General features: G+C 37.5%; 15 protein-coding genes and 1 pseudogene. 1 reads left to right on the forward strand and 15 read right to left on the reverse strand.

The features are described 5' to 3' along the window. Positions 1-41: 41 nt before the first annotated feature. The 14 genes and pseudogenes from ACEQ81_RS15550 to ACEQ81_RS15615 all read right to left on the reverse strand — a co-directional run. Positions 42-251: pseudogene (locus ACEQ81_RS15550) on the reverse strand (tyrosine-type recombinase/integrase); the annotation flags it as partial. Positions 252-375: 124 nt separating this feature from the next. Then, complete coding sequence (locus ACEQ81_RS15555; protein ID WP_411031831.1) at positions 376-2,790, reverse strand: ABC transporter permease; 2,415 nt, start codon at positions 2,788-2,790, stop codon at positions 376-378. Between the two features lie 516 nt (positions 2,791-3,306). Next, positions 3,307-3,828, reverse strand: a complete 522-nt coding sequence (locus ACEQ81_RS15560) for an AAA family ATPase (RefSeq protein ID WP_411031832.1) — start codon at positions 3,826-3,828, stop codon at positions 3,307-3,309. A gap of 432 nt (positions 3,829-4,260) precedes the next feature. Further along, positions 4,261-5,520: an IPT/TIG domain-containing protein gene (locus ACEQ81_RS15565; protein WP_411031833.1), complete on the reverse strand. Its 1,260-nt coding sequence runs from the start codon at positions 5,518-5,520 to the stop codon at positions 4,261-4,263. 19 nt (positions 5,521-5,539) lie between these two features. Beyond that, positions 5,540-6,880 carry an SBBP repeat-containing protein gene (locus ACEQ81_RS15570; protein WP_411031834.1) on the reverse strand — a complete coding sequence of 447 codons (1,341 nt, stop codon included), beginning with the start codon at positions 6,878-6,880 and terminating at the stop codon, positions 5,540-5,542. A 25-nt stretch (positions 6,881-6,905) separates the two neighbouring features. Beyond that, the gene (locus tag ACEQ81_RS15575; RefSeq protein ID WP_411031835.1) at positions 6,906-8,273 is read right to left on the reverse strand and encodes an IPT/TIG domain-containing protein; all 1,368 of its coding nucleotides are present in this window, start codon (positions 8,271-8,273) and stop codon (positions 6,906-6,908) included. Positions 8,274-8,297: 24 nt separating this feature from the next. After that, positions 8,298-9,575, reverse strand: coding sequence for an IPT/TIG domain-containing protein (locus ACEQ81_RS15580; protein ID WP_411031836.1), 1,278 nt, complete (start codon positions 9,573-9,575; stop codon positions 8,298-8,300). A gap of 53 nt (positions 9,576-9,628) precedes the next feature. Further along, complete coding sequence (locus tag ACEQ81_RS15585; protein WP_411031837.1) at positions 9,629-11,743, reverse strand: sterol desaturase family protein; 2,115 nt, start codon at positions 11,741-11,743, stop codon at positions 9,629-9,631. Positions 11,744-11,948: 205 nt separating this feature from the next. Continuing rightward, positions 11,949-15,056, reverse strand: a complete 3,108-nt coding sequence (locus ACEQ81_RS15590; protein ID WP_411031838.1) for a tetratricopeptide repeat protein — start codon at positions 15,054-15,056, stop codon at positions 11,949-11,951. A gap of 348 nt (positions 15,057-15,404) precedes the next feature. Next, positions 15,405-15,812 carry a gamma-glutamylcyclotransferase gene (locus tag ACEQ81_RS15595; RefSeq protein WP_411031839.1) on the reverse strand — a complete coding sequence of 136 codons (408 nt, stop codon included), beginning with the start codon at positions 15,810-15,812 and terminating at the stop codon, positions 15,405-15,407. 51 nt (positions 15,813-15,863) lie between these two features. Further along, complete coding sequence (locus tag ACEQ81_RS15600) at positions 15,864-16,304, reverse strand: SRPBCC family protein (protein ID WP_411031840.1); 441 nt, start codon at positions 16,302-16,304, stop codon at positions 15,864-15,866. 98 nt (positions 16,305-16,402) lie between these two features. Next, positions 16,403-16,726, reverse strand: coding sequence for a DUF2834 domain-containing protein (locus tag ACEQ81_RS15605; protein ID WP_411031841.1), 324 nt, complete (start codon positions 16,724-16,726; stop codon positions 16,403-16,405). An 11-nt stretch (positions 16,727-16,737) separates the two neighbouring features. Continuing rightward, positions 16,738-17,073: a DUF3291 domain-containing protein gene (locus ACEQ81_RS15610; RefSeq protein WP_411031842.1), complete on the reverse strand. Its 336-nt coding sequence runs from the start codon at positions 17,071-17,073 to the stop codon at positions 16,738-16,740. A gap of 144 nt (positions 17,074-17,217) precedes the next feature. Further along, on the reverse strand, positions 17,218-18,390 hold the full coding sequence (locus ACEQ81_RS15615; protein WP_411031843.1) for a serine hydrolase domain-containing protein: 1,173 nt from the start codon (positions 18,388-18,390) through the stop codon (positions 17,218-17,220). Between the two features lie 628 nt (positions 18,391-19,018). Here ACEQ81_RS15615 and ACEQ81_RS15620 point away from each other — a divergent pair. Beyond that, entirely contained in the window at positions 19,019-20,143 is a 1,125-nt protein-coding gene (locus ACEQ81_RS15620; protein ID WP_411031844.1) for a 1,4-beta-xylanase, read from the forward strand. A gap of 162 nt (positions 20,144-20,305) precedes the next feature. Here the strand turns inward: ACEQ81_RS15620 and ACEQ81_RS15625 are convergent, their stop codons facing one another. Continuing rightward, on the reverse strand, positions 20,306-21,466 hold the full coding sequence (locus tag ACEQ81_RS15625) for a helix-turn-helix domain-containing protein (protein WP_411031845.1): 1,161 nt from the start codon (positions 21,464-21,466) through the stop codon (positions 20,306-20,308). Between the last annotated feature and the right edge of the window lie 5 nt (positions 21,467-21,471).

The raw sequence follows: 21,471 nt of genomic DNA on the forward strand, positions 1-21,471 counted from the left end.
AACAATTGTATATGATTATTGATCATATATCCATTATACGCCTAAGATAGTAAATCTTCGATTTTCATGAACGATCTGTCGGCTACATGGGTGTATATTTCAGTTGTTCGGGTAGAGCCATGTCCCAGCAGAACTTGTATCTTTATTAGGTCTACTCCTGATTCTAAAAGATGGGTGGCAAAGCTATGGCGTAATACATGAGGGGTGACAATTTGTTTTATACTAGCTTTTTGTGCCGCTATTTGTGTTAAAATTTGCAATGCCGTGTATAGCCTTTAATTAGCAAATTAAACCATAAAAAACCCAAGAACAGAACGCCTTGTCAATAGAAAGTCTGCTTTTGTAGTTTTTCCCTTAAAAGCTCGTTTTAGGGGACTATTCCGTTTTTAAATTCTTTATGGGATTTGCCATTGAGGCTTTTACCACTTGGGAGCCAACTGTAATAAACGCGATGCAAATAACAAAAAGCCCTCCGATAAGGAACAGTTGCCAACCTATATCGATGCGATAGGTAAAATCCTGTAACCAATTGTTGCCCAAGTAATAGGATAAAGGACTGGCGATCAACAATGCGATAAGGACAAGTTTTAAAAAGTTCTTAAGGTGCAATATTGTAATACCCAAAACCGATGCCCCCAGTACCCGTCTTATTCCGACCTCTTTCTTTCGTTGCTCGGTCGTGTAAGAGGCCAGCCCATATAATCCTATACAGGCAATGAATATGGCGATAAGCGTAAAACTTATGGTGACCATCGAAGTCCGTTTTTCCTTTTCGTAATTCTTTTGGAAATCATCGTCCAAAAATGAGTATTCAAAGGGGGTACCTTTGTTCACTTTGCCCCACACATTTTGAATTTTTGAGACTACTTCATCCAAATTACCTCGCCCAACATTGGCGATAAAATAGGCAGGTTGAGCCTCTTCCAATCCTACGAGTCCATAAGGCGTTATGGTCTTGTGCAAACTTTGATGGTTAAAATCTCGCACTACCCCCAAAATCTCATAAGATTTCCTTTGTCCGGAATCTACGTAGTAAATATTCTTACCGACCGCATCTGATGCGACGTATCCCAAGCGCCTTACGGCAGTTTCATTAAGGACTATGGCATCGGAACGGTCGATATCACCTTTTGATAGAGTCCGGCCATACAAGAGATCGTATCCCAAGGTTTCCACATAATCATCACTGATCTGGCCTAAGCGTACGTCCACTTGTTCATTCTTGGTCTTCCCCTCCCCGAAGAACATTCTGGACTGAACCAATTCAAATCCGGGATATGTAGATCCGGCAGAGGCGGATACCACGCTCGGAATACGTAGAACTTCGTTCTTTAAACCAGCGTAGTTTCTTGCCGTTGATGCATTTCGAAAAGGTAGGACGATTTGTCTTTCTTTTTTAAAACCAAGATCTCGGTTATCGATGAAACTCATTTGTTGCCAAAAAAGGATCGAAACCAAGATCAGACAGGCGGAAACACAGAACTGGAAGACCACCAACCCCTTTCTAACGGTAGTTGCGGCATTTTTTCCGCTCCCTTTTCCCTTAAGGGCGGTTACGGGCTTAAACGAAGAAAGATATAAAGCAGGGTAGCTTCCAGAAAGTAAGGCGGTCATGACGGCAAGGCCGATTATCCATAAAAGTATTTCGGGATTAGCGGTCAAGGATAGGCTTTTTTGTGTGATAGCATTGAAGGTGGGAAGGCAGACCATTACTATGAGCAGCGCTAGCAACAAAGAAAGTAGACACATGAAAATTGACTCTGCCAAAAATTGATTGATCAGGGAACTTTTGGTGGCACCTACCACTTTTCTTACCCCTATTTCGTTTGCCCGTGTCTCGGATTTGGCCGTCGATAGGTTCATGAAATTGACACACGCGATAATAAGTATAAAAATGGCTATTGAGCTAAATATATAGATGTACAACATACTTCCATTGTTCGATATTTCATGTCCAATGGAAGATTTCAGGTATATGTCTTTCACAGGTTGTAGAAAAAGACTTTTCTTCAGTCCCATCTCCCTAAAATCGTCACCTGCATTTTTTTCAAGAAACGCGGGAAGCTTTTCTTCAAAGGCCATGGGATCTGTACCATTCTTTAATTTTATGTAAGTGTGGAATATGCTATTGGTGGCCCAGTTTGTTTGGCCCTTCACCCATTGTCCGATATCTCCGTTCTGCATGGATAAAAAGAGGTTGGGATCCACATGTGATTTGTTTATAGTTTTATGAAAGACACCTTTCACCGTATAGTCGATTTTCCCGTAGGGAATCTCAACATTAATTACTTGGTCTATGGGATTTTTGTTCCCGAACAGCTTGTTTGCAATCTCCTCGGAGATAACGACTGTATTAGGACTGTTCAGGGCATTTGCAATATTCCCGTGTTTGAATTCATACGTGAAAATATCAAAGAAAGTGGAGTCTACATAATAGCCTTTTGGTTCATAAATTTGAACATTACGTTCTTCACTTTTCAAAAGTAGGTTTCCCGTATTGGGAAAATTCAGGACTCTGGTAACTTCCTCGATTTCCGGAAAGTCGTTTTTTAATCCCCTTGCCATGACACCCGGGGTGCCCGCCCATTTTTCATCTTCCGTGTCTAGGGCTACCCTGTACAACCGGTCGGTACCTTCGTGGTGTTTGTCATAGCTCAACTCGTCGTTGATGTAGAGCACCAAAAGAAAACATGTGGATAGGCCAATGGAGAGACCGAAAATATTGACAAATGAAAACAACTTGTTTTTTAGAAGATTTCGCCAGGCAATCTTTAGATAATTCTTTAACATAGTATACTAGGTATTGTTTATGATACGGTAGAGACACTCTAGGTATAAGTTTGCATGTATTAAAAAATGATGGCTCAAATGTATGGCACCGAAATCCGTGCCAAAATCATAAGCAACTAAATGTCAATATATTACACGTTTTTGTGCATTTAATTACCTTTTTAACTGTAAAGCAATTGTACAAGTATCGTCAAATATTTTTACGGTTTCCACCAAAGGAAATTGCCTGTTTTGTGACTTGCACATTTCCTCACACCGAGGATCTCGGTATTTTTAAATTGGTATATTAAAATGCGTTGTCCGGGGTTTCATGTCCTAAACATAAGTTGATATGCTTTTGAAGCGTTTGTACTAAAGCTTTTCTGCTATAATTATTGAGTGTCTTAAAACAAACCGCATATGGGACAACAACATTTTCAACATTCTATTTCGTTAATGGGGCCTTTTGAACAAACTGAAAAAAGAAATTATTTATGCTCCAAAAGAAACTGTAGAATAGCATAAGAGATATAAAAACTATAAGGTTGTTTGGTTATTTATGATTAACCTGAGCTCACTTTTAAGTTGTGCCCTTGTTTTGTCTTCATTGACTATCGTATAATCTGTGTCTATTTTTTTCGCCCTTACTTGTTGATTTATCCTTTTCACCATTTCATCGGATAAATTAATGTGTATGGACTGATCTCTTTTTTTTACTCTTTCCAAACATATATCGTGGTTGGCTTTGACGCCAATTGTAATTACCCTAAAGTCTCTGTTCAAATTTTCTAACATTTGATCAAAATGTTCTGTAAGACCAGTAGATTCGAAGACTATATGATTATACTCAATAAGTTCTTTTCGGATACCTATTTCAATACTCTTAAACACCTCTTTTAGATATGAAACATCTTCGATGTTGCTGTCTTCTCTAATTTTTTTTGCCCAGTCTTCTACCCTTACAAAATGCGTCCCCAGTTCCTTTTGCATTACTTCTCCAATAAAGGATTTTCCACTTCCTTTTGGGCCTATCAACAAATAAATTGTTTTATGCTTCATTCTTTCTTCATTTGTTCTAAACTATTAAAATAACCCATAGTAAATGAAACTGAAAATTACTTTTCATGTGTCCAAAACAAACTACCGCCCCAACCAAACATAGTAAAGGGTTATAGGCGGTAACTGCAATCAAAATAAATCATTTATATATAAGACGATATTATTTCTTCATTGCTGCTTGCTTGATGGACGTCTTTCGTCTTTGAAACATGGAATAAAACAGAAAAACTATCAAGCAAAAATTAATTACAAGCCAAACCGGATGAATAAAAGAGAGCATCTCAACAATGTCCCCCGTATAGGTTTCTTCATTTTCTAAAAGAATCGTTATCAATAGATATGCTACAAGGTCTATCAAAAATATAACTATCAAGAAACAGGTATTTTCAATTTTTGAGCTTTTCATGGTTTTTTAAATTCGGAATTGATTATCTATTCTTGAATTATTTTACGGATTCTATGATTCGAAGTATCGGTAACATATACGATTCCATGGGTATCTACGGTTACCCCGAATGGGTGGTTAAATTGAGCATCAAGACCAGATCCATCAGTTGACCCCTCAATACTACCTGCATAGGTGATTACCTGATCACCACTAACCTTTTTAATTTTTTGATTCTGCTCATCGACCACATAAATATCACCTTCTGCATCTATATCTAAACCTTTTGGATATCTGAACTGCGCACCTTCTACATGTCCGTCAACATCACCTTCTCCACTACCTGCAATGACTACAGCTGTGTCATTTTCAAAGTTAATTTTCCAAATTTGATGACCATTGGGTTCTGTAAAAAAGACATTCTCTTCTTGGTCTACTGCAATTCCTGATACTATCCCAAAATTACCGGAAGACGAAGTCACATATCCCTCTTGGTCTACTCTTCGGATTAGACCATTCCTTGCATCCGCAACATACACAATTCCATTCGGTGCAACTGCTATTCCTATTGGTGCATCAAACTGTGCCTCGGTACCTCTTCCGTCAGAATTTCCTTGAGTACTACCTGCCAAGGTTATTACATTTCCGTTCGGGCTTATTTTACGTATTCTATGATTTCCAGAGTCAGCCACATAAACATTTCCGTCTGCATCAATATCAATGTCCCAAGGGGCATTAAATTGGGCTGCTGAACCAAAACCATCTCTATCACCTTTAGTTCCTCCTGAAAAGGTCGTTGCTGTACCATCTGGGGTGATTTTTCTAATGCGATGGTTTCTGGGGTCGGCAACAAATACATCCCCATTTGAATCTATAGCTAATCCGGTGGGCCTGTTAAACCTAGCATCGGTACCAATGCCATCTACAAACCCCTCTCTTGACCCTGCCAATGTGCTTACAATTGCTTCTGATAAGATATAATCAAATTCAGGACCTGTTAACTCGGTACCGTCAACTATTACTTTGACTTTCCCTGTATATGCTCCTACTGGGACTGTAGTGCCAATTTTGGTGTTTCTTACTTGGCCAACAATGGCTTCTTTATCATTAAAAAACACTTGCACCTTACCTGGGTCTGTGCCAAAATTGCTGCCATTTATGGTTACCAAAGTATTTTTTGGACCACTTGTTGGGTTTATGGATGATAGCATAGCTACTGGAGTAGCACTCGTATCATCATCTTTGCTACAGCTTGTCATTACAATCAACATAAAAAACAAACCGATTTTTATTATTGAATTTTTCATTGTTCTATTTTTTTAAGCTTTACTCTTGTTTTATAGTTTTTATCTTATAGTTTCCTTTATCCATAACATACAACACCCCATCTGTATCTAAAACTAGACCATTTGGATATTTAAATTTGGCGTCAGTAATCAATCCATCAGCATCACCTTCGTCTAATCCGGCAACGGTATTAACCACTCCTTCTGTGGTAATGCTTCGTATTTTAAAATTATCTGAATCGCCAATAAAAATGGTATTGTTCGTATCAATGGCTATACCTATTGGGTAGTTAAACCTTGCTTCTCCGGATATGCCATCTTCATAACCTACTGATGACCCAGCAATTGTGGTTACCATCCCATCAGGTGTTATCTTCTTGATTTTATTATTACTCGAATCAACTACGTAAATATTTCCTTGGGAGTCTGTAGCTATTCCTTGTGGGTATTTAAACCTTGCATTTACTCCATGACCATCTAAATCCCCTATAGTTCCACCTGCAAGGGTGGTTACTGTTCCATCTAGCCCCACCTTTCTTATGCTACTGTTGTCCATATCTGCGACATATAGGTAACCATTACCATAAGTAATACCTTGAGGCCATCTAAATTGTGCATTAGCACCAACACCATCTGCATCTCCTTCAGAGCCATTCCCTGCCAAAGTAGTAACCATGCCTTCTGGGGTAATTTTACGAATGGAATGACGTGATGCATCTGTTACATATAAATTTCCATCTTCATCTATTGTAATGCCCGTTGGATAATCAAATTTTGCTGCTGTGGCATTACCATCTTCAAATCCTCTAGTACTTCCTACAAAAGTGCTTACCTCCTTGTGAGGTGTAATTTTTCTAATTCTGTAGTTTCCTCTATCTGTAACATATAGGTTTCCCTCTTGGTCAAAAACACCATCCCAAGGTGCTGCGAATCTTGCACTCAAACTTATCCCGTCAGACATTCCTCTGAGGCTTCCAGCAAACGTGCTCACGCGAACTCCGGAAACCACATAGGTAAACTCAGGGCCTACCAACTCAGTTCCATCTACCATTACCTTAATAGCCCCTGTAAAAGCTCTTGTGGGTACTTTTGTTACGATTTTTGTATCCGTGACGCTTTCTACAATGGCTTCTTTTTCATTAAAAAATACAGTCACTTTTGATATATCCGTACCAAAATTGGAACCATTGATAGTTACTTCTGTTTTATGTGGACCTGTTAAGGGTGTTATATCACCAAGGCCGGGATCGGTACTTTCTTCTATGGGAACGGGAGTTTCTTCCTCAGAATTAGGCCCCATAAAGCCATTATCCTCTTTACTGCAACCAAATATCAATACTGATGCAAGTATTAGCATAGTTGTTTTTATAACTTTTCTCATTGTAATATCCTTTACGTTTTAAATTTTATTTCTGGGTGATTTTACGGATTCTATGGTTGCCGGAATCAATCACAAATATTGTCCCTAAGGAAGGTACCGATTGTGGGGCAACAACAATTCCATTAGGGGAATCGAATTGGGCCTCAGCACCTTCACCATCTGAAAATCCCTTATCACTGCCGGCAAGTGTGCTTACAATACCACTGGGGGAAATTTTCCGGACTTTAAAGTTCAACTCATCTGAAACATACACATTGCCCAAAACGTCTGTTGCTATTCCACTTGGGTCCTGGAATTTTGCTTTACCGCTCACACCATCTTCATAACCTTCAACACTTCCTGCCAAGGTGCTTACCATTCCATCTGGCGTTATTTTCCTGATTTTATGATTGCCTTGGTCAGCTACATAGATGTTCTGGTTGGCATCTAATGCAATACCGTGAGGGTTGAAGAATTGGGCACTTAATGCCAAGCCATCAGCTGAACCTAGATCTCCACCCGCCAAAGTGGTTACCGTACCATCTGGGGTGATTTTACGAATCTTGTTGTTGTATCCATCCGTAACATACACATTACCTTGAGTATCTAACGCGATATCTTGGGGGAAAGCGAATTCTGCATCACTTCCTTTGCCGTCTTGATATCCTTCTGTACTGCCCGCAAGGGTAGTAACAAAACCTACATTGGTAATCTTTTTTATTTTATGATTTTTGTGGTCAGCTATATATATGTTTCCATCAGCATCAATGGCAATACCTTTTGGGGCGTTAAACTTTGCTTGTGATACAATTCCATCCACATCTCCTGGTTCACTTCCTACCAAAGTGATTATATCGCCATTTGGATCTATTCTACGAATCTTATGATTATAGGTGTCCGCTACATAGATATTACCTTGATTATCCATTGTGACCCCTATCGGATTATGAAATTTAGCTTGTTCCAACGTACCATCGGCATCACCTATTTTGCTTCCGGCAAAAGTGCTTACCTGTCCAACGGGTATGTAGGTAAATTTGGGACCTTCATACAGTAATTCCTCTATTACTATTGCCACATTTGCTGCATCTACCCCATGAATTGGCACTTGTGGGACTAAAGCTGTTATCTGTGTATTATTAACCGATTGTACTGCACCTTCGTTGTCATTAAAATATACTTCTATCTTGCTTGGGTCATTACCAAAATTGTTACCATTAATGGTTACCAAAGTATTTCTTGTGCCTTTAGTGGGGCTTATTGATGATACTTGTACGGTAGGTGTCTCTTCAACCGGATCAGGAGCTTGTTCTACCGGGTCTGGTGCTAAAACCGTATTATCATCTTTGCTACAGCTTAAAACAATTATCATAAGCATAGCTGTTCCCCATAATTTTATAATTACTCTCATCATTTAATATTTAAGGTTGTATAATTTTTATTCCAATATGATTTTACGGATGCTGTGGTTTCCGGTATCGGCCACATAAATGCTACCTTGGGGGCCTATACAAATTCCATACGGATTTTTGAATTTTGCATCCACTCCTGTACCGTTGGTGGTTCCTTCGGACGACCCGGCCAGTGTTTTTACAGAACCGTCCTTGGTAATTATTCGAATTCTATGGTTATCCGTATCGGCAATTATTAAGTTTTCAGAATTATCAATAGCCACTCCGGAAGGATAATCAAAGAGGGCGGTTTCCAGTGACCCGTTTTTAAACCCTTCTGTTTTACCCGTAAGAGTGGTGACCTCACCATTGGGCATTATCTTTCGAATTCTTTGATTTTCGTTATCGGCCACATAGACTATTCCATTGGAGTCCACTGTCAGTCCCATTGGATTGTAGAATTGGGCAACGTTTCCAAAACCGTCAGAATAGCCAACCGTACTCCCTGCCAAGGTGCTTACAAGTCCTTCTGGAGTAATTTTCCGGATTCTATGACTTCGGGAATCCGAAACATAGATATTTCCTTCTGGGCCCAATGCAATTCCACTAGGGTTACTAAATTGAGCGTTCATTCCTTGACCATCAGAACCACCAGACCTACCACCAGCTAGGGTATAAACCATGCCTTCGGGCGTTATTTTGCGAATTCTGTTGTTTCCCGAATCTGCAATAAGTATATTGCCTTCTTCATCCACAGCAATACCGGAAGGGCTGTTAAATTTGGCCTCATCTATATTGCCATTGACCATACCTTCGCCATTTCCTGCGAATATTTTAACTGCTTCATTCGGCTTCTTGCAGAAAATTGCGTGACGTAATTTATCAGCAATGTATAAGGTACCCTCTTTATCGATGGCCACACCTCTTGCATTGCTTAGATATACTTCAGCTCCCACATAGGTGTTTACCTCTGCAGTTAATTCGTACACGAACCTGGGACCTAAAACTGCCTCCTTGCCTTCAACTTTCAAGCCAATTGTCCCGGTACTTGCCTTGGGTGGAACAATTGCTGTTATCACAGTATCACTAAGGTTATCAATTTCTGCTTTCTTACCATTAAAAAATACTTGCACTTTTGTCTTATCGGAACCAAAGTTGGTACCGTTAATTGTTACCAAAGTATTTTTTGGACCATTTGTCGGGTATATGGATAGTAGTGTTGCTACCGGTTTTTCTGGTACAACAACGATGTCCTCTTCCTTGCTACAGCTTTCTAATACAATGAGCACAAAAAGCATGCTTATTTTTATGATGGTCTTGTTCATTGTCCTGTTCTTTAAGTTGAATCCGCTATGCATGAATCCTCAATTTTACTTTCTTATTCTTCTTTAATGGTTTTGATCTTATGGCTTCCCGCATCCATCACATACAATGTCCCTTTTCTATCTACGGCCATGCCTTGTGGGTAAATAAATTTTGCTTCTGTGGTCTTTCCATCTATATCACCTTCATCTATACCAGCAACCGTACTGACGGTTCCGTCCGTAGTTATACTGCGTATTCTAAAATTATTCACGTCACTAACAAAAATTGTATTGTTCGCATCAATGGCAATACCCGTTGGCCTGTTAAATTTTGCTTCTTCCGAGGCCCCATCTTCATTTCCTAACGATGATCCCGCAATAGTGCTTACCAGACCTTCAGGAGTAATCTTTTTTATTTTGTAATTGCCCGTGTCTGCCACATAAATGTTTCCATTGCCATCCATGGTTATCCCTTGGGGGTATTTAAACTCAGCATTTTCCACCTGTCCATCACTATCGCCCAAAATTTCACCAGCCAGAGTGGTAACTGCCCCGTCCAACGTTACCTTTCTTATTCTATGGTTGTTCATATCCGCTACATATAAACAACCATTACCATAGGCAATGTCATTGGGCCAACTAAACTGTGCATTTGCACCGATACCATCCGCATCTCCAAGAGAATCATTTCCCGCCAAAGTGGTCACTTCGCCATCAGGGGTGATTTTCCGAATGGCATGACGGGATGCATCTGTTACATATAAATTTCCATCTTCGTCTATAGTAATTCCTGTTAAGGCACTAAATTTGGCAGTGGAAGCATCACCATCTTCAAATCCTCTGGTACTTCCCGCAAAGGTGCTTACCACCTTGTGGGGGGTGATTTTTCGAATTCGATAATTTTCTCTATCAGCAACATAAAGGTTACCTTCTTGGTCAAAAACACCATCCCAAGGTGCTGCGAATCTTGCACTCAAACTTATCCCGTCAGACATTCCTCTGAGGCTTCCAGCAAACGTGCTCACGCGAACTCCGGAAACCACATAGGTAAACTCAGGGCCTACCAACTCAGTTCCATCTACCATTACCTTAATATCCCCTGTAAAAGCTCTTGTGGGGACTTTTGTCTGGATTATCGTATCCGAGACACTCTCTATAATGGCCTCTTTATCATTAAAAAAGACACTCACTTTGGAAGCATCGGTACCAAAATTGGAACCGTTGATGGTAACTTCTGTTTTATGCTCACCTGTTAAAGGGATAATGTCACCAAGACTGGGATCGGTACTTTCTTCTACCGGATCAGGGACTTGCCCTATAGGATCTGGGGCAACGACTACATTGTCTTCCTTACTACAATTCATGCTCAAAGAAGCAAAACCAACCAGCATGAGGGCTTTGGTTACTTTTCTGACACTATTCTTTTTGGTTTCTTCTTCCCTTTTCTTGGTGAGATCCTTAAACGTTAACATTTGCCATACTTTGGCCGATGCTCCATGAAAAAAACCAGTTTTATGCTCATAGTTCTTTGGGTTTTTGAACGTTCCAAAAAGGATATCGAATACTGGCAAATCGGAATAATTATACCTATGAATACCTTTGGCATGATGTACCGTATGGCTTTCCGGGCGTTGAATGATATAACCCAACCAAGGTGCCGTTTTAATATTGGCATGTTGGAACATGCCCAGAAAATTGGTTACCAACAGGGTTACTGTAATTGCCTGGGGAGAAAGACCAACCAATAAGGCAAAACAGATGCTTCCCAACACTGTCCAACCTATCATATCCAACGGACTAAAGTAAAATGCTCCGTAAGTGTCTAACCGTTCCGCACTGTGGTGCATCTGGTGAAAGGTTCTCCATAAGAAATTGGAGTTGTGCATGCCCCTATGCCAAACATATACACCAAACTCATACACTACAACACCTACCAATCCACCAATTACCGTGGTTAAGTTGGTAAGGTCTATTAAACGGTAAGGTTCTAGATAGGGGTCTATAAACAATGGTAAATAAGACGATAAAAAGAAGAAAAAAGCAAATGCCGATAATCCTCTTAATTTCCAAAACTTAACTTTGGGTAGTTGCTGTGCCGGATATACGGCTTCCCAAAACATTAATGAAGCGTACATTACTAATACTGTAATAGATACTGGGTCTAATAAAATTTCCAATGGCGTTATCATAATAATTTGTTTTTAAGATTAACACCGCAAACATATTACCGAACCAGCTGTAACTTCAACCTGAAAAGTGTCATTATAACACAGATTTGTTGCACGGTAACTTATTGTTTTTCAGAAATTTGTATGGAATACAAGGGATGTTGCAATACATGCAAAGCATGTTGCATTTGATCTGTTTTAAGGCTTTTGAGGGATGTAAGTTGTTTTAAGAAACATCGCTCGGCAATGTTCCAAATTGTTCGTGGAAACATTTTGAAAAATAGGAAGGATTTTGGAATCCAACACTATATGCAATTTCGGCTATTGTGCCGCTCTGTTGTTTAAGCATATCCATTGCACGATGCAGACGAAACGACCTGATAAATTCGTTTGGAGTGAGATCGGTTATGGCTTTTATTTTTCGAAATAATTGCGACCTACTCAATGCTACGGCATCTGCCAATTCTATAACGCCAAAAATCTCATTGGAAATTTCGGACTCCAATACTTCGGTAACTTTTTTGATGAAATCTTGGTCAATAGAATTCAACTTCACCTTCTTCGGCATTAAGATGTCCCCCGTTGAAAAGTGCTTTTGTATTTTGCTTCTCACCGCTACCAAATTTTCTATCCTAACCAACAACTCCTCATTGTTAAAGGGTTTGGTTAAATAGTCATCGGCTAAACTTTTTAGACCTTCTATTTTATCCTCTTTGGAGGAGCGGGCGGTAAGTAAGATAATGGGAATATGACTTGTACGTACATCTTCTTTAAGTGTTTTAGAAACCTCCAATCCATCCACTTTGGGCATCATTAAATCGCTTATAATGATATCTGGCACTAACTCAATTGCCTGCGATATACCGTCCTCGCCGTCAATTGCCTCTTTAATACAATAATCGTTCTTTAAGATACTCTTTATGTAAGTTCTTAAATCGGCATTGTCTTCTATTAATAGTAAAATTGGCAACTCATCATTTTCAATGATCTCATCCTCAATTAGAACATCTGGTACTTTCTGTTCAATTAGCGTTTTGGATGTAGAAGTAATTGTTACCATTTCATCCGCTGATAAGTGTTCTTTTCCTAATGGTAAATTCACTTTAAAGCTACTTCCTTTACCCACTTCACTATCAACGGTTATAGTGCCTTTATGTAATTCTACCAGTTCTTTTACCAGTGCCAATCCAATGCCCGTCCCAATCTGGTTCTCGGTATTTGCATTGGATGCCTGATAAAATCGATTAAATATATATGAAAGCTCTTCCTTTGGAATACCGTTCCCTGTATCTGAAACAGTAACACATAAATGATTTTTGCTCTGATCAACATCTAAAGTAACTCTCCCTCCCGAAGGCGTATATTTTAAGGCGTTTGATAGTAAGTTAATAATGACTTCCTCTAATTTTGCTTGGTCAACATAGAGAAAATAGGACTGTTTTTTTAAGTCGAGAGATAAATCAACCTCTTTTATTTCCGCCATGGATTGAAAGGAGGTTACACAGCCTTTAAGGAGTGGTACAATATCAATATGTGCTGCTTTTAGGCTGATTTTTCCTTCTTCAATTTTTGATAAATCAAGCAATTGATTTATGAGCTTCAGTAAACGCTTTCCATTTCTTTCTATAATATCTACCGTTGGCTGCATAGTGGCATCTACGGCTTTTTTTAACTGCTCTAAGGGACCTAATATAAGTGTTAAAGGTGTTCTGAATTCGTGTGAGATATTATGGAAAAATCGTGTTTTTAATTGGTTGACTTCTTCCAATTGTTGCCTCTGAGTTTCTTTTATCGCTAGCAACTCCTTATTCTTTTTATTTCGAAATCTAAAGAATTGAAATACTATCACAGTTAAAATTAATGCCAATAAGCCACCGACTGCGTATATGTTTTGCCACAACTTTCGAGATTTGTTTTCTTGTTGCAACTCATTGATTTCCTTTTCTTGTTTTGCGGTATCGTGTTTGGCCTGGACTTCGGCCAATTCTTTGTTTCTGCTGAATTCACTGATACTATCCTCTACCTGTTTGTACAGCTTATGATACTCCAACGATTTTTTAAAATCTCCTTTTTTTTCAGAAAGCAGGGACAGATTTTTGTATGAATCCCCCAAGGCGTAATAATCGTTCTTTTCTTTCAGGCCATTATAAGCTTTTGAAAGGTAAAATTCAGCACTATCCAACCGCTTCTCGTTGAGATAGGCCAATCCCAATTTATTGCTGATATTAAATAGCCTGGGCTGGTATTCGGTTGTATTACTAAGACGATATGCATCTTTATAGTACTGAATTCCTTTATTGGGTTCTCCTTTTAGTTGGTATACGTCACCGATGTTGGCCAGCGATTGTACGATGCCTTCTTCACTTTTTAATATTTGTCGTATTTCCAGTCCTTTTTTAAAATATACAATGGAACTATCGTATTTTTTCCAATTCCTATAGAGAACACCGGTATTATTATATATGATTGAATTGATTCGCCTATCGCCGTACCCGCTATTGGCACTTAAGCTTTGTCTTAAATAATCCAGGGCTTTTTCGTAATTTCCGTTCTCTTCGTTTAGATTGGACAACGATATGTTTACCCTGGCAAGACCAATCATATCCCCAATTTCTTCTTTTATACTTCTACTTTTTACAAAATTTTTGAGTGCACTGCCTTCATCTCCGTTAAATGCATAAGCGGCACCCAACCTGAAATGACAATCAGAAAGCTTCTTTTTATTACCTAGTTGCTCAAAAATGGCAATAGCTTTTTTATAATAATCATAGGACTCATTATAATTGGACAAAAAATATTTTAAATGGCCATACTCGTAGTAGGTCATTGCCAAACCTTCTTCATCACTGTTCTTGTTATAAAACTCTAAGCATTCATCAAATATTTCTTTAGCCTCGGTATATAATCCTTGGTAGGTTTGGGTAGCTCCCTTTGCTAAAAGACACCTTATATATTTACTATTGGCAGCATTTTTTTTGAAAATTTCCAGGGCTTTGTCAAAGGGAACGTATGCTGCTTCGTATTTCCCTTTAAGAGTCAGCAATCTTCCCTGTATATAATATGTTTGGGCAAGTTGTAAAGGGAAGTCCTTAACATGGTTATGATTTAAAATTGTACCGATCAATTCCTTGGCTTTCGGCAACGAATTATCAAGGTAGATTTCGGCCAACTCATTGGCCTTGGAAAAATAAACTTCTCCTTTGGAAGATTTCAGTTGATCTAATAAAATGTCGGCCCTATCGGTTTGGGAGAAAACACAAAAAGCATTGAAAAACAAAGCCCAACTTAAGAGAATAATAGTTTGTCGATATGTGGCTTGGCACCTGGTTATCATATGATAATACAAGATACTAATTTTAGGTATCATACTCGTTTGCCAGAGAATAGTACGGCTTAATAATTTGTTGGTTTCCCTTGTAATCCTTTTCAAAATTATGGCGCAAATCATACAAGGTTATCCGATGTAGTATCCCTGGTTCTGTTTTATGTATTTACTACTTATATAAGCGCTCAAAATTTTAGTTGTTACCAGGATTTAAATGTCATATTAGTGTTTAAAATATTATCTAAACGGAGTTAATGTGCTGAATATCAATAAGATAAATAAAAAAACATGTTGGTATGTTGTACTTTTTAAAACATCATTTACAAGTCCGGTAAATGAATATTCTGTAAGAGATTGTTAATTATAATTCTTCTGGATAATGTTTAAATATTTGTCCGGAAAATTTAACTTTTTTGCTAATTTGTAGAGTGATTTGGCATATGCCTCATTGGTTCCGGTTAGCAATTCGGAAGGCAGATTGTAACATATTGCCGTTATGGAATCATTAGTGTTTGTTATAATATTGACTTCTTCCGGAATATAGTCCGCTACGCTTGTTTCGGCATACAAATTATGAATGGCATCTTTATCGATGGTCATCACGATTCCATATGACTTTTCATTTTTACAAGGAATTAATGAGGCTCTATTTCCAATTTTTAGGATATAATCATTTAAGTAACCCATTCGTGGATTTGACGGTCTAATACCGTTTTTCAATAATATGGTCTCATCCATAAATAATCCATAAAAGAACACTTCCATAATTGTTTTTTAATTATATCAAACGGTGCGTATATGAAACGGATGACGTTTTTATTTACCAGTATCCAAGTAGTTTTTAAGACTTTCCTTTATGAAATAATTCCATCCTCCTACGCAGCTTTCTCTTTTAAATTCAGGAATATTACCCGGAAAATCTTCTTTCACTTCCGCCGTTAGTTTAAGTCTTGTTTTTTTATTTTCTTCCATCAATTCAAACGTAACAAATGAATCTCCCGGATATTCCCTATACCTCCATTGATATTTAATTTTATGGTGTAATTTCACTTCTGCTATAGTCCACAAATGAGTAAATTTTCGGTTTTCTACTTCAACCAAGAATTCGGTTTGGAAACCTTCTTCGGCCTTAAATGATTGGATTTGTTCAAAAAACCATTGGTTCATTTGGTTTGGTTCAGTAATGGCTTTCCAGACATTTTTTAAAGACGTCTGGTATATTTCTTCAACAATTATTGGTTTATCTGTTTTTTTCATTTCCAAAAGTTTTTTTCAACCATTTCACTTCAACTCTTAAATACAATTTTGTTTCGGTGGTATTGCTTTTGTCTAGTTTGGATTGCTTCAAATAATATTTACTCACCTCTTTTTTCGCGTAAATAGAGAAACAAAGGAAAGCCACCGGCCAATCCAAAAAGCAAGGTTAACAGCCAAACCAGGTATAGCGATTTAATCTTATACTTCTTAGTTTCACTGTACGACCAAATAAAGAATACTAAAACGGCAAATAACAGATCAATAGAAAATATAGAAGATATCCTATTGGAAAACATGCCATTAAGAGTGACTTTAGGTTTGGTGTATAATAATATGTTACCTGTTTCTATGGATTCAATTGCTACAAAAATTGAAGGGAGAATAAACCCCAAAATTGCTAGCGTTAAATACGTTTTTTTCATTTGATGGATATTTAGTATTGGTACTTTTTACCTTCACTTTTCAAAAGAATTTGAGCTTCTTTCCATTTAGGAATATCGTTCGCTTCAATTGTGATGGTACGGATTTCCTTTGCCAATAACTTTGATCGTTTAATAGCATCTAGATGGGCTTTACTGTATGCAAATGCTCTCATATCTTGTTCATTTCTCCAAAGGGTCATCGTATAATGCTTTGTCCAGAATCCTTTTTTCTTAAATGCTATACAATTGGCTGTTTTTAGTTGATTAAATATATGAAATGCAAATATGGATAATCTAAAGAAATGTAATGGAGATTTTAGCTCTATGGACGTTATGCTTACTTTCATATAGTTTTTTTTGGATGAAATTTATCTGTTGTACGACTATTTTATAGCCAACCTAACACATTTTCAGGAGAAATCCTTACTTTCTACATAGTACGCCACTAGTTTGCAGAGTTAGATTGGCCGCTTCATCAGGGGAATTGCAGGTTACTTTTTTAAATACGCTCGCGTTAATCTAAATATATCGAACATTTTTTGTTGACCATCATCCCCATTATTGGTAAGTAGAATAACCTGTAAATCCAAATCAGGATTGATCGATAGTATTGAACGGTAACCATCAAATCCGCCAGTGTGCCAAAAGTCGTTAGGATCTGTGAATACTCCCGTATGTTCATACTGTCCTGTTCCGGTCATCCACCCAAACCCATAATCTGCTATTCCTTCCAAAGAACTTTGAACAGTGATCATTAAATTGAGACTTTCCTCGGAAATGATAGTGTAATCTAAAAGAGCCTCCACAAATAAGCCAAGGTCATGGGTAGAGCTTACGATGCCATTGGCCCCATAGATAAGCGAGTCAAAACCTAAGACTTTGATTGAATTACCAAAGGACAATGCATAATCGTTATTGAGATCGCCTAGATGCGCGTTCTCACTGATTACAAAAGAATTTGGCATACCCACCGGATCGAAAATACTGGTTTTCATAAAATTTGGGTAACTCATTCCTGTAATTTTTTCAATAATCAAAGCGAGAAAAACGTAGGCCGTATTTGAATATTCACTGTCAGTACCTGGTTCAAACAGTAAATTGTTTAGTCCAGACCCCGGAATTATGAGTGGTATTTGAGAAACCGTTAAGCCATCCAATGTAGACAAATCGTCATTATCATCAATATAATCCAGTAGACCCGAACGATGCGATAACAGATGAGAAATTGTAATGTTTTCAAAAGAACTGGGCAGTTCAGGTAAAATTTCCAACAAAGTATCATCTAGGGAGATTAGGTTTTGCTCTACCAGTTGCATTATTGCTATTGCAGTAAATGGCTTGGTAATAGAAGCAATCCTAAAACCCGTATGCTCATGTATTTGGTGATTCCCTTGTAGTCTGGCTAGCCCCTTATTATGCTGATATAGCACAGTTCCTTGGTGTTTAATTAAGATACTTAAACCAGGATCGGTATCTGATTGATTTTCGTCTAAATATTGCGTTAACTGGGTTGGTAAATTGCGTTCCTCTACTGGGGTAACATTGTCGTCATCAATTGTTATTGCGTTATCGTCATCACTACTGCATGAGGTAGTACCCAAAAAAAGTGTAAATGTGAAAAGACCATAAAGTCTTGCTTTGCTTATTGTTTTTTGAAGTTCCATAGTTAATATGTTTATGTTTTGGCTCTCGATAACCGAATCGAGTATTTATTTTAACCGATGCAAATGTGAAGGGTCTATGTTGATAAAATGCTTCAAACGATGATTTGAGACTTTTTTGTTGACTTAAACATGTTGCGATAAAGGAAAAAATTAGTCCTTGGCGGATGCTTTTTGATATTCCTTGGGAGAAACGCTAACCAGCCTTTTGGAAATACGGTTTAAGGTTGCTTAAGAATTAAAACCGTCTAGATACCAGGGTGATGTTCGGTACCGATGTATTACAGGAAGTGGGTTAATCAAACTTGTTTTATCCCTACAACCTTTTTTAGTAGCAATATGTTTTTATTTGGGAATGTTATCAATCAGGTTTTGAAAAAAGATATCATATTTAATAACTTATGATTACCTCTATTCGAAACGGGATGTGTTAAACATCGCCTTTTGTTTAAATAATACCCAAATTGATTATTTCTAAGTAAAGAATGATAAATTTTGAATAAGAAGTTAAATTAGAGTTTTGTAGTTTTCATGGTTTGGCAGCTTTATTTTTATAAATCTAGGTAAGCGCGTATTTTTTAATTCAAGACATAAAAGCAAAGACATGAGTAAGAGAATCAACATTGGCATATTGCTTATAAGCTTTTTAACTATTCAAACGGTATTTGGGCAAGTTTACGAAGGTAAATGGACTAAAGAAAAAGCGAATAAATGGTATAATAGTTATAACTGGTTAGCGGGCACAAATTTTAGTCCAAGTACAGCAATCAATCAGTTAGAAATGTGGCAAGCAGAGACCTTTGATCTAGAAACCATAGATAGAGAATTAAAATGGTCAGCAGATTTAGGCTTCAACCTTCACAGAGTGTATTTACACAATTTATTGTGGCAGCAAAACTCATGCGCATTTATAGATAGAATGCATCAATTTCTAGATGTAGCGGATAAATACAATATCAAAATTATGTTTGTTCTATTTGATGACGTTTGGGATCCTAATCCGAAATTGGGAAAACAAAGAGAACCGGTTCCGCACAGGCACAATTCTGGTTGGTTGCAAGCACCTGGTAAAGAGTATTTACAAAATGAGGAGTTGCATCCATTGTTAGAGGCATATGTTAAAGGCGTGATCACGGCATTTAAAAATGATACCCGTGTTGCCGTATGGGATTTGTACAACGAACCTACGCAAGAAAATACAGGTTGGTATGGTGAAGAATCGGTTAATAAAACGGAATTGGCTCCAGATGTAAAACGTAAATATACACTTAGATTAGTAAAGAAAACATTCAAATGGGCAAGGGAAGTTAATCCGTCGCAGCCGCTAACCATGGGAATTTGGTGGAACGATGTTAATAATTGGGGAACTCCGAAAAAAATGCCGGATGTAGACCGTGTAATGATGGAAAATTCAGATGTTATTACCTTTCACACTTATGATAAAGATATAAAAGTAGTTCACAAGAAAATTTCAGAATTAAAAAAATATGGTCGGCCTATAATCTGTACTGAATATATGGCACGTAGTGAAAACAATACTTTTGAGAATTTGATGCCTATTTTTAAAGCAGAAAACATTGGGGCCATTAGTTGGGGCTTTGTTGCTGGGAAAACCAATACCATATACCCTTGGCATTCATGGCAGGAAACTTTTACAACGGAACCGAAGGTTTGGCATCACGATATATTAAGACCAGATGGTACACCCTACGATCAGGCAGAAGTAGATTTAATAAAACGACTAACAAAGGAATAAAGTCTCTTAGTTCCATGAAAATTTGTGCGGTAGAAGTTTATTTGGGATGGGTACAAGTGTAAATTGACTTATGCCCCTTCTGCATTGAAGAATTAAGCTTAAAGTAGATAATTTAAGTTTCAAGAACTATTTGCGTTATTGGTAAAGAAATAAAATAAAAAATTAGTCCTTAGCCTGTGCCTTTTGATATTCCTTGGGAGAAATTCCGACCTGCTTTTTAAAAATACGGTTTAAGGTTGCTTTAGAATTAAAACCGCTTTCAATTCCTAAGGCCAAAATGGTGTATTTACGATTTTCAGGATTTGATAAAAGGCTCTTAAAATGCTTCACCCGAAACCCATTTACAAAATCATAGAAGGATTGTTGGGCTATGGAGTTTATGGTCTGGGAGATGTTATGCGTGGTTACATTTATACTTTCTGATAAATCTTGAATCTTAAGTTGGGGTTCGAGATAAATTTTATCCAACTCAAATAGTTGCTCAATTTTTGAAAATAAAGCTCCCATTTCATCTTCAGAAAGTGAGGATGACTGATATTTGGGTAAAGAATTGCCTTCTTTTTCTTCTATTACAGCTGTCCTATCCTCAGCATTTATTTTGTTTAGTTTTAAAGCACTTTCGTATTCCGCCAAAGAATATTGCCTAATTCCGTTATAACATAAATAAAACAAGGAGATTACAATAGAGGTGTAAACAATAATATAGAGGATACTTAAGCTTCCTATATGCCAAAAGCTAAATGCAAGCGATATAAGAAAAACAAATAGATTGTTAATAAAATATACCCAAGTAAAGTTCCCAAGCCAGGTTAACCTAATAGTTTCTATGAAAGAATAATCATCCTTTATTTTTTTACGATACTGTTTCAATTTGTTTAGGTACCAAAGCAGGGCGACAAAAACAAAAACGTTGCCCCCTCTATAGAAAAACTGGTACAAGTATGAGGGTGTCTTATATTGCGTGGTTAATTTTTCACTGTCATAATCTGTCAGCAAGACAAAATCTACCAAAATAAAAATTGTAAAAGCAATGGCGAAGGAACCAAACCACCACCATTCTTTTTTTAATTTATTATCCTTACTTATAAGGAGCATGGAATAAGTTAGAAAGGTTGGAAGGATATAAAAACTCACCAATTTTTCTAGGATAAAATTAAATTCATTGAGCCCACTTCTAACCCATATGTCGCTTATGAAAATAATACTTATAAGAACCATGGTTATAATAAGCACATAATCGCTAAGCATCTTTCTTTTTTTCTGAAAAATGAACAGCAAAAAAATAGCAAGAATGCTTATGCCTATTATATCAATGATGAGCATACGAT

The sequence above is a fragment of the Spongiimicrobium sp. 3-5 genome (assembly GCF_046557915.1).
In the GTDB taxonomy this organism is placed as follows: domain Bacteria; phylum Bacteroidota; class Bacteroidia; order Flavobacteriales; family Flavobacteriaceae; genus JBHEBG01.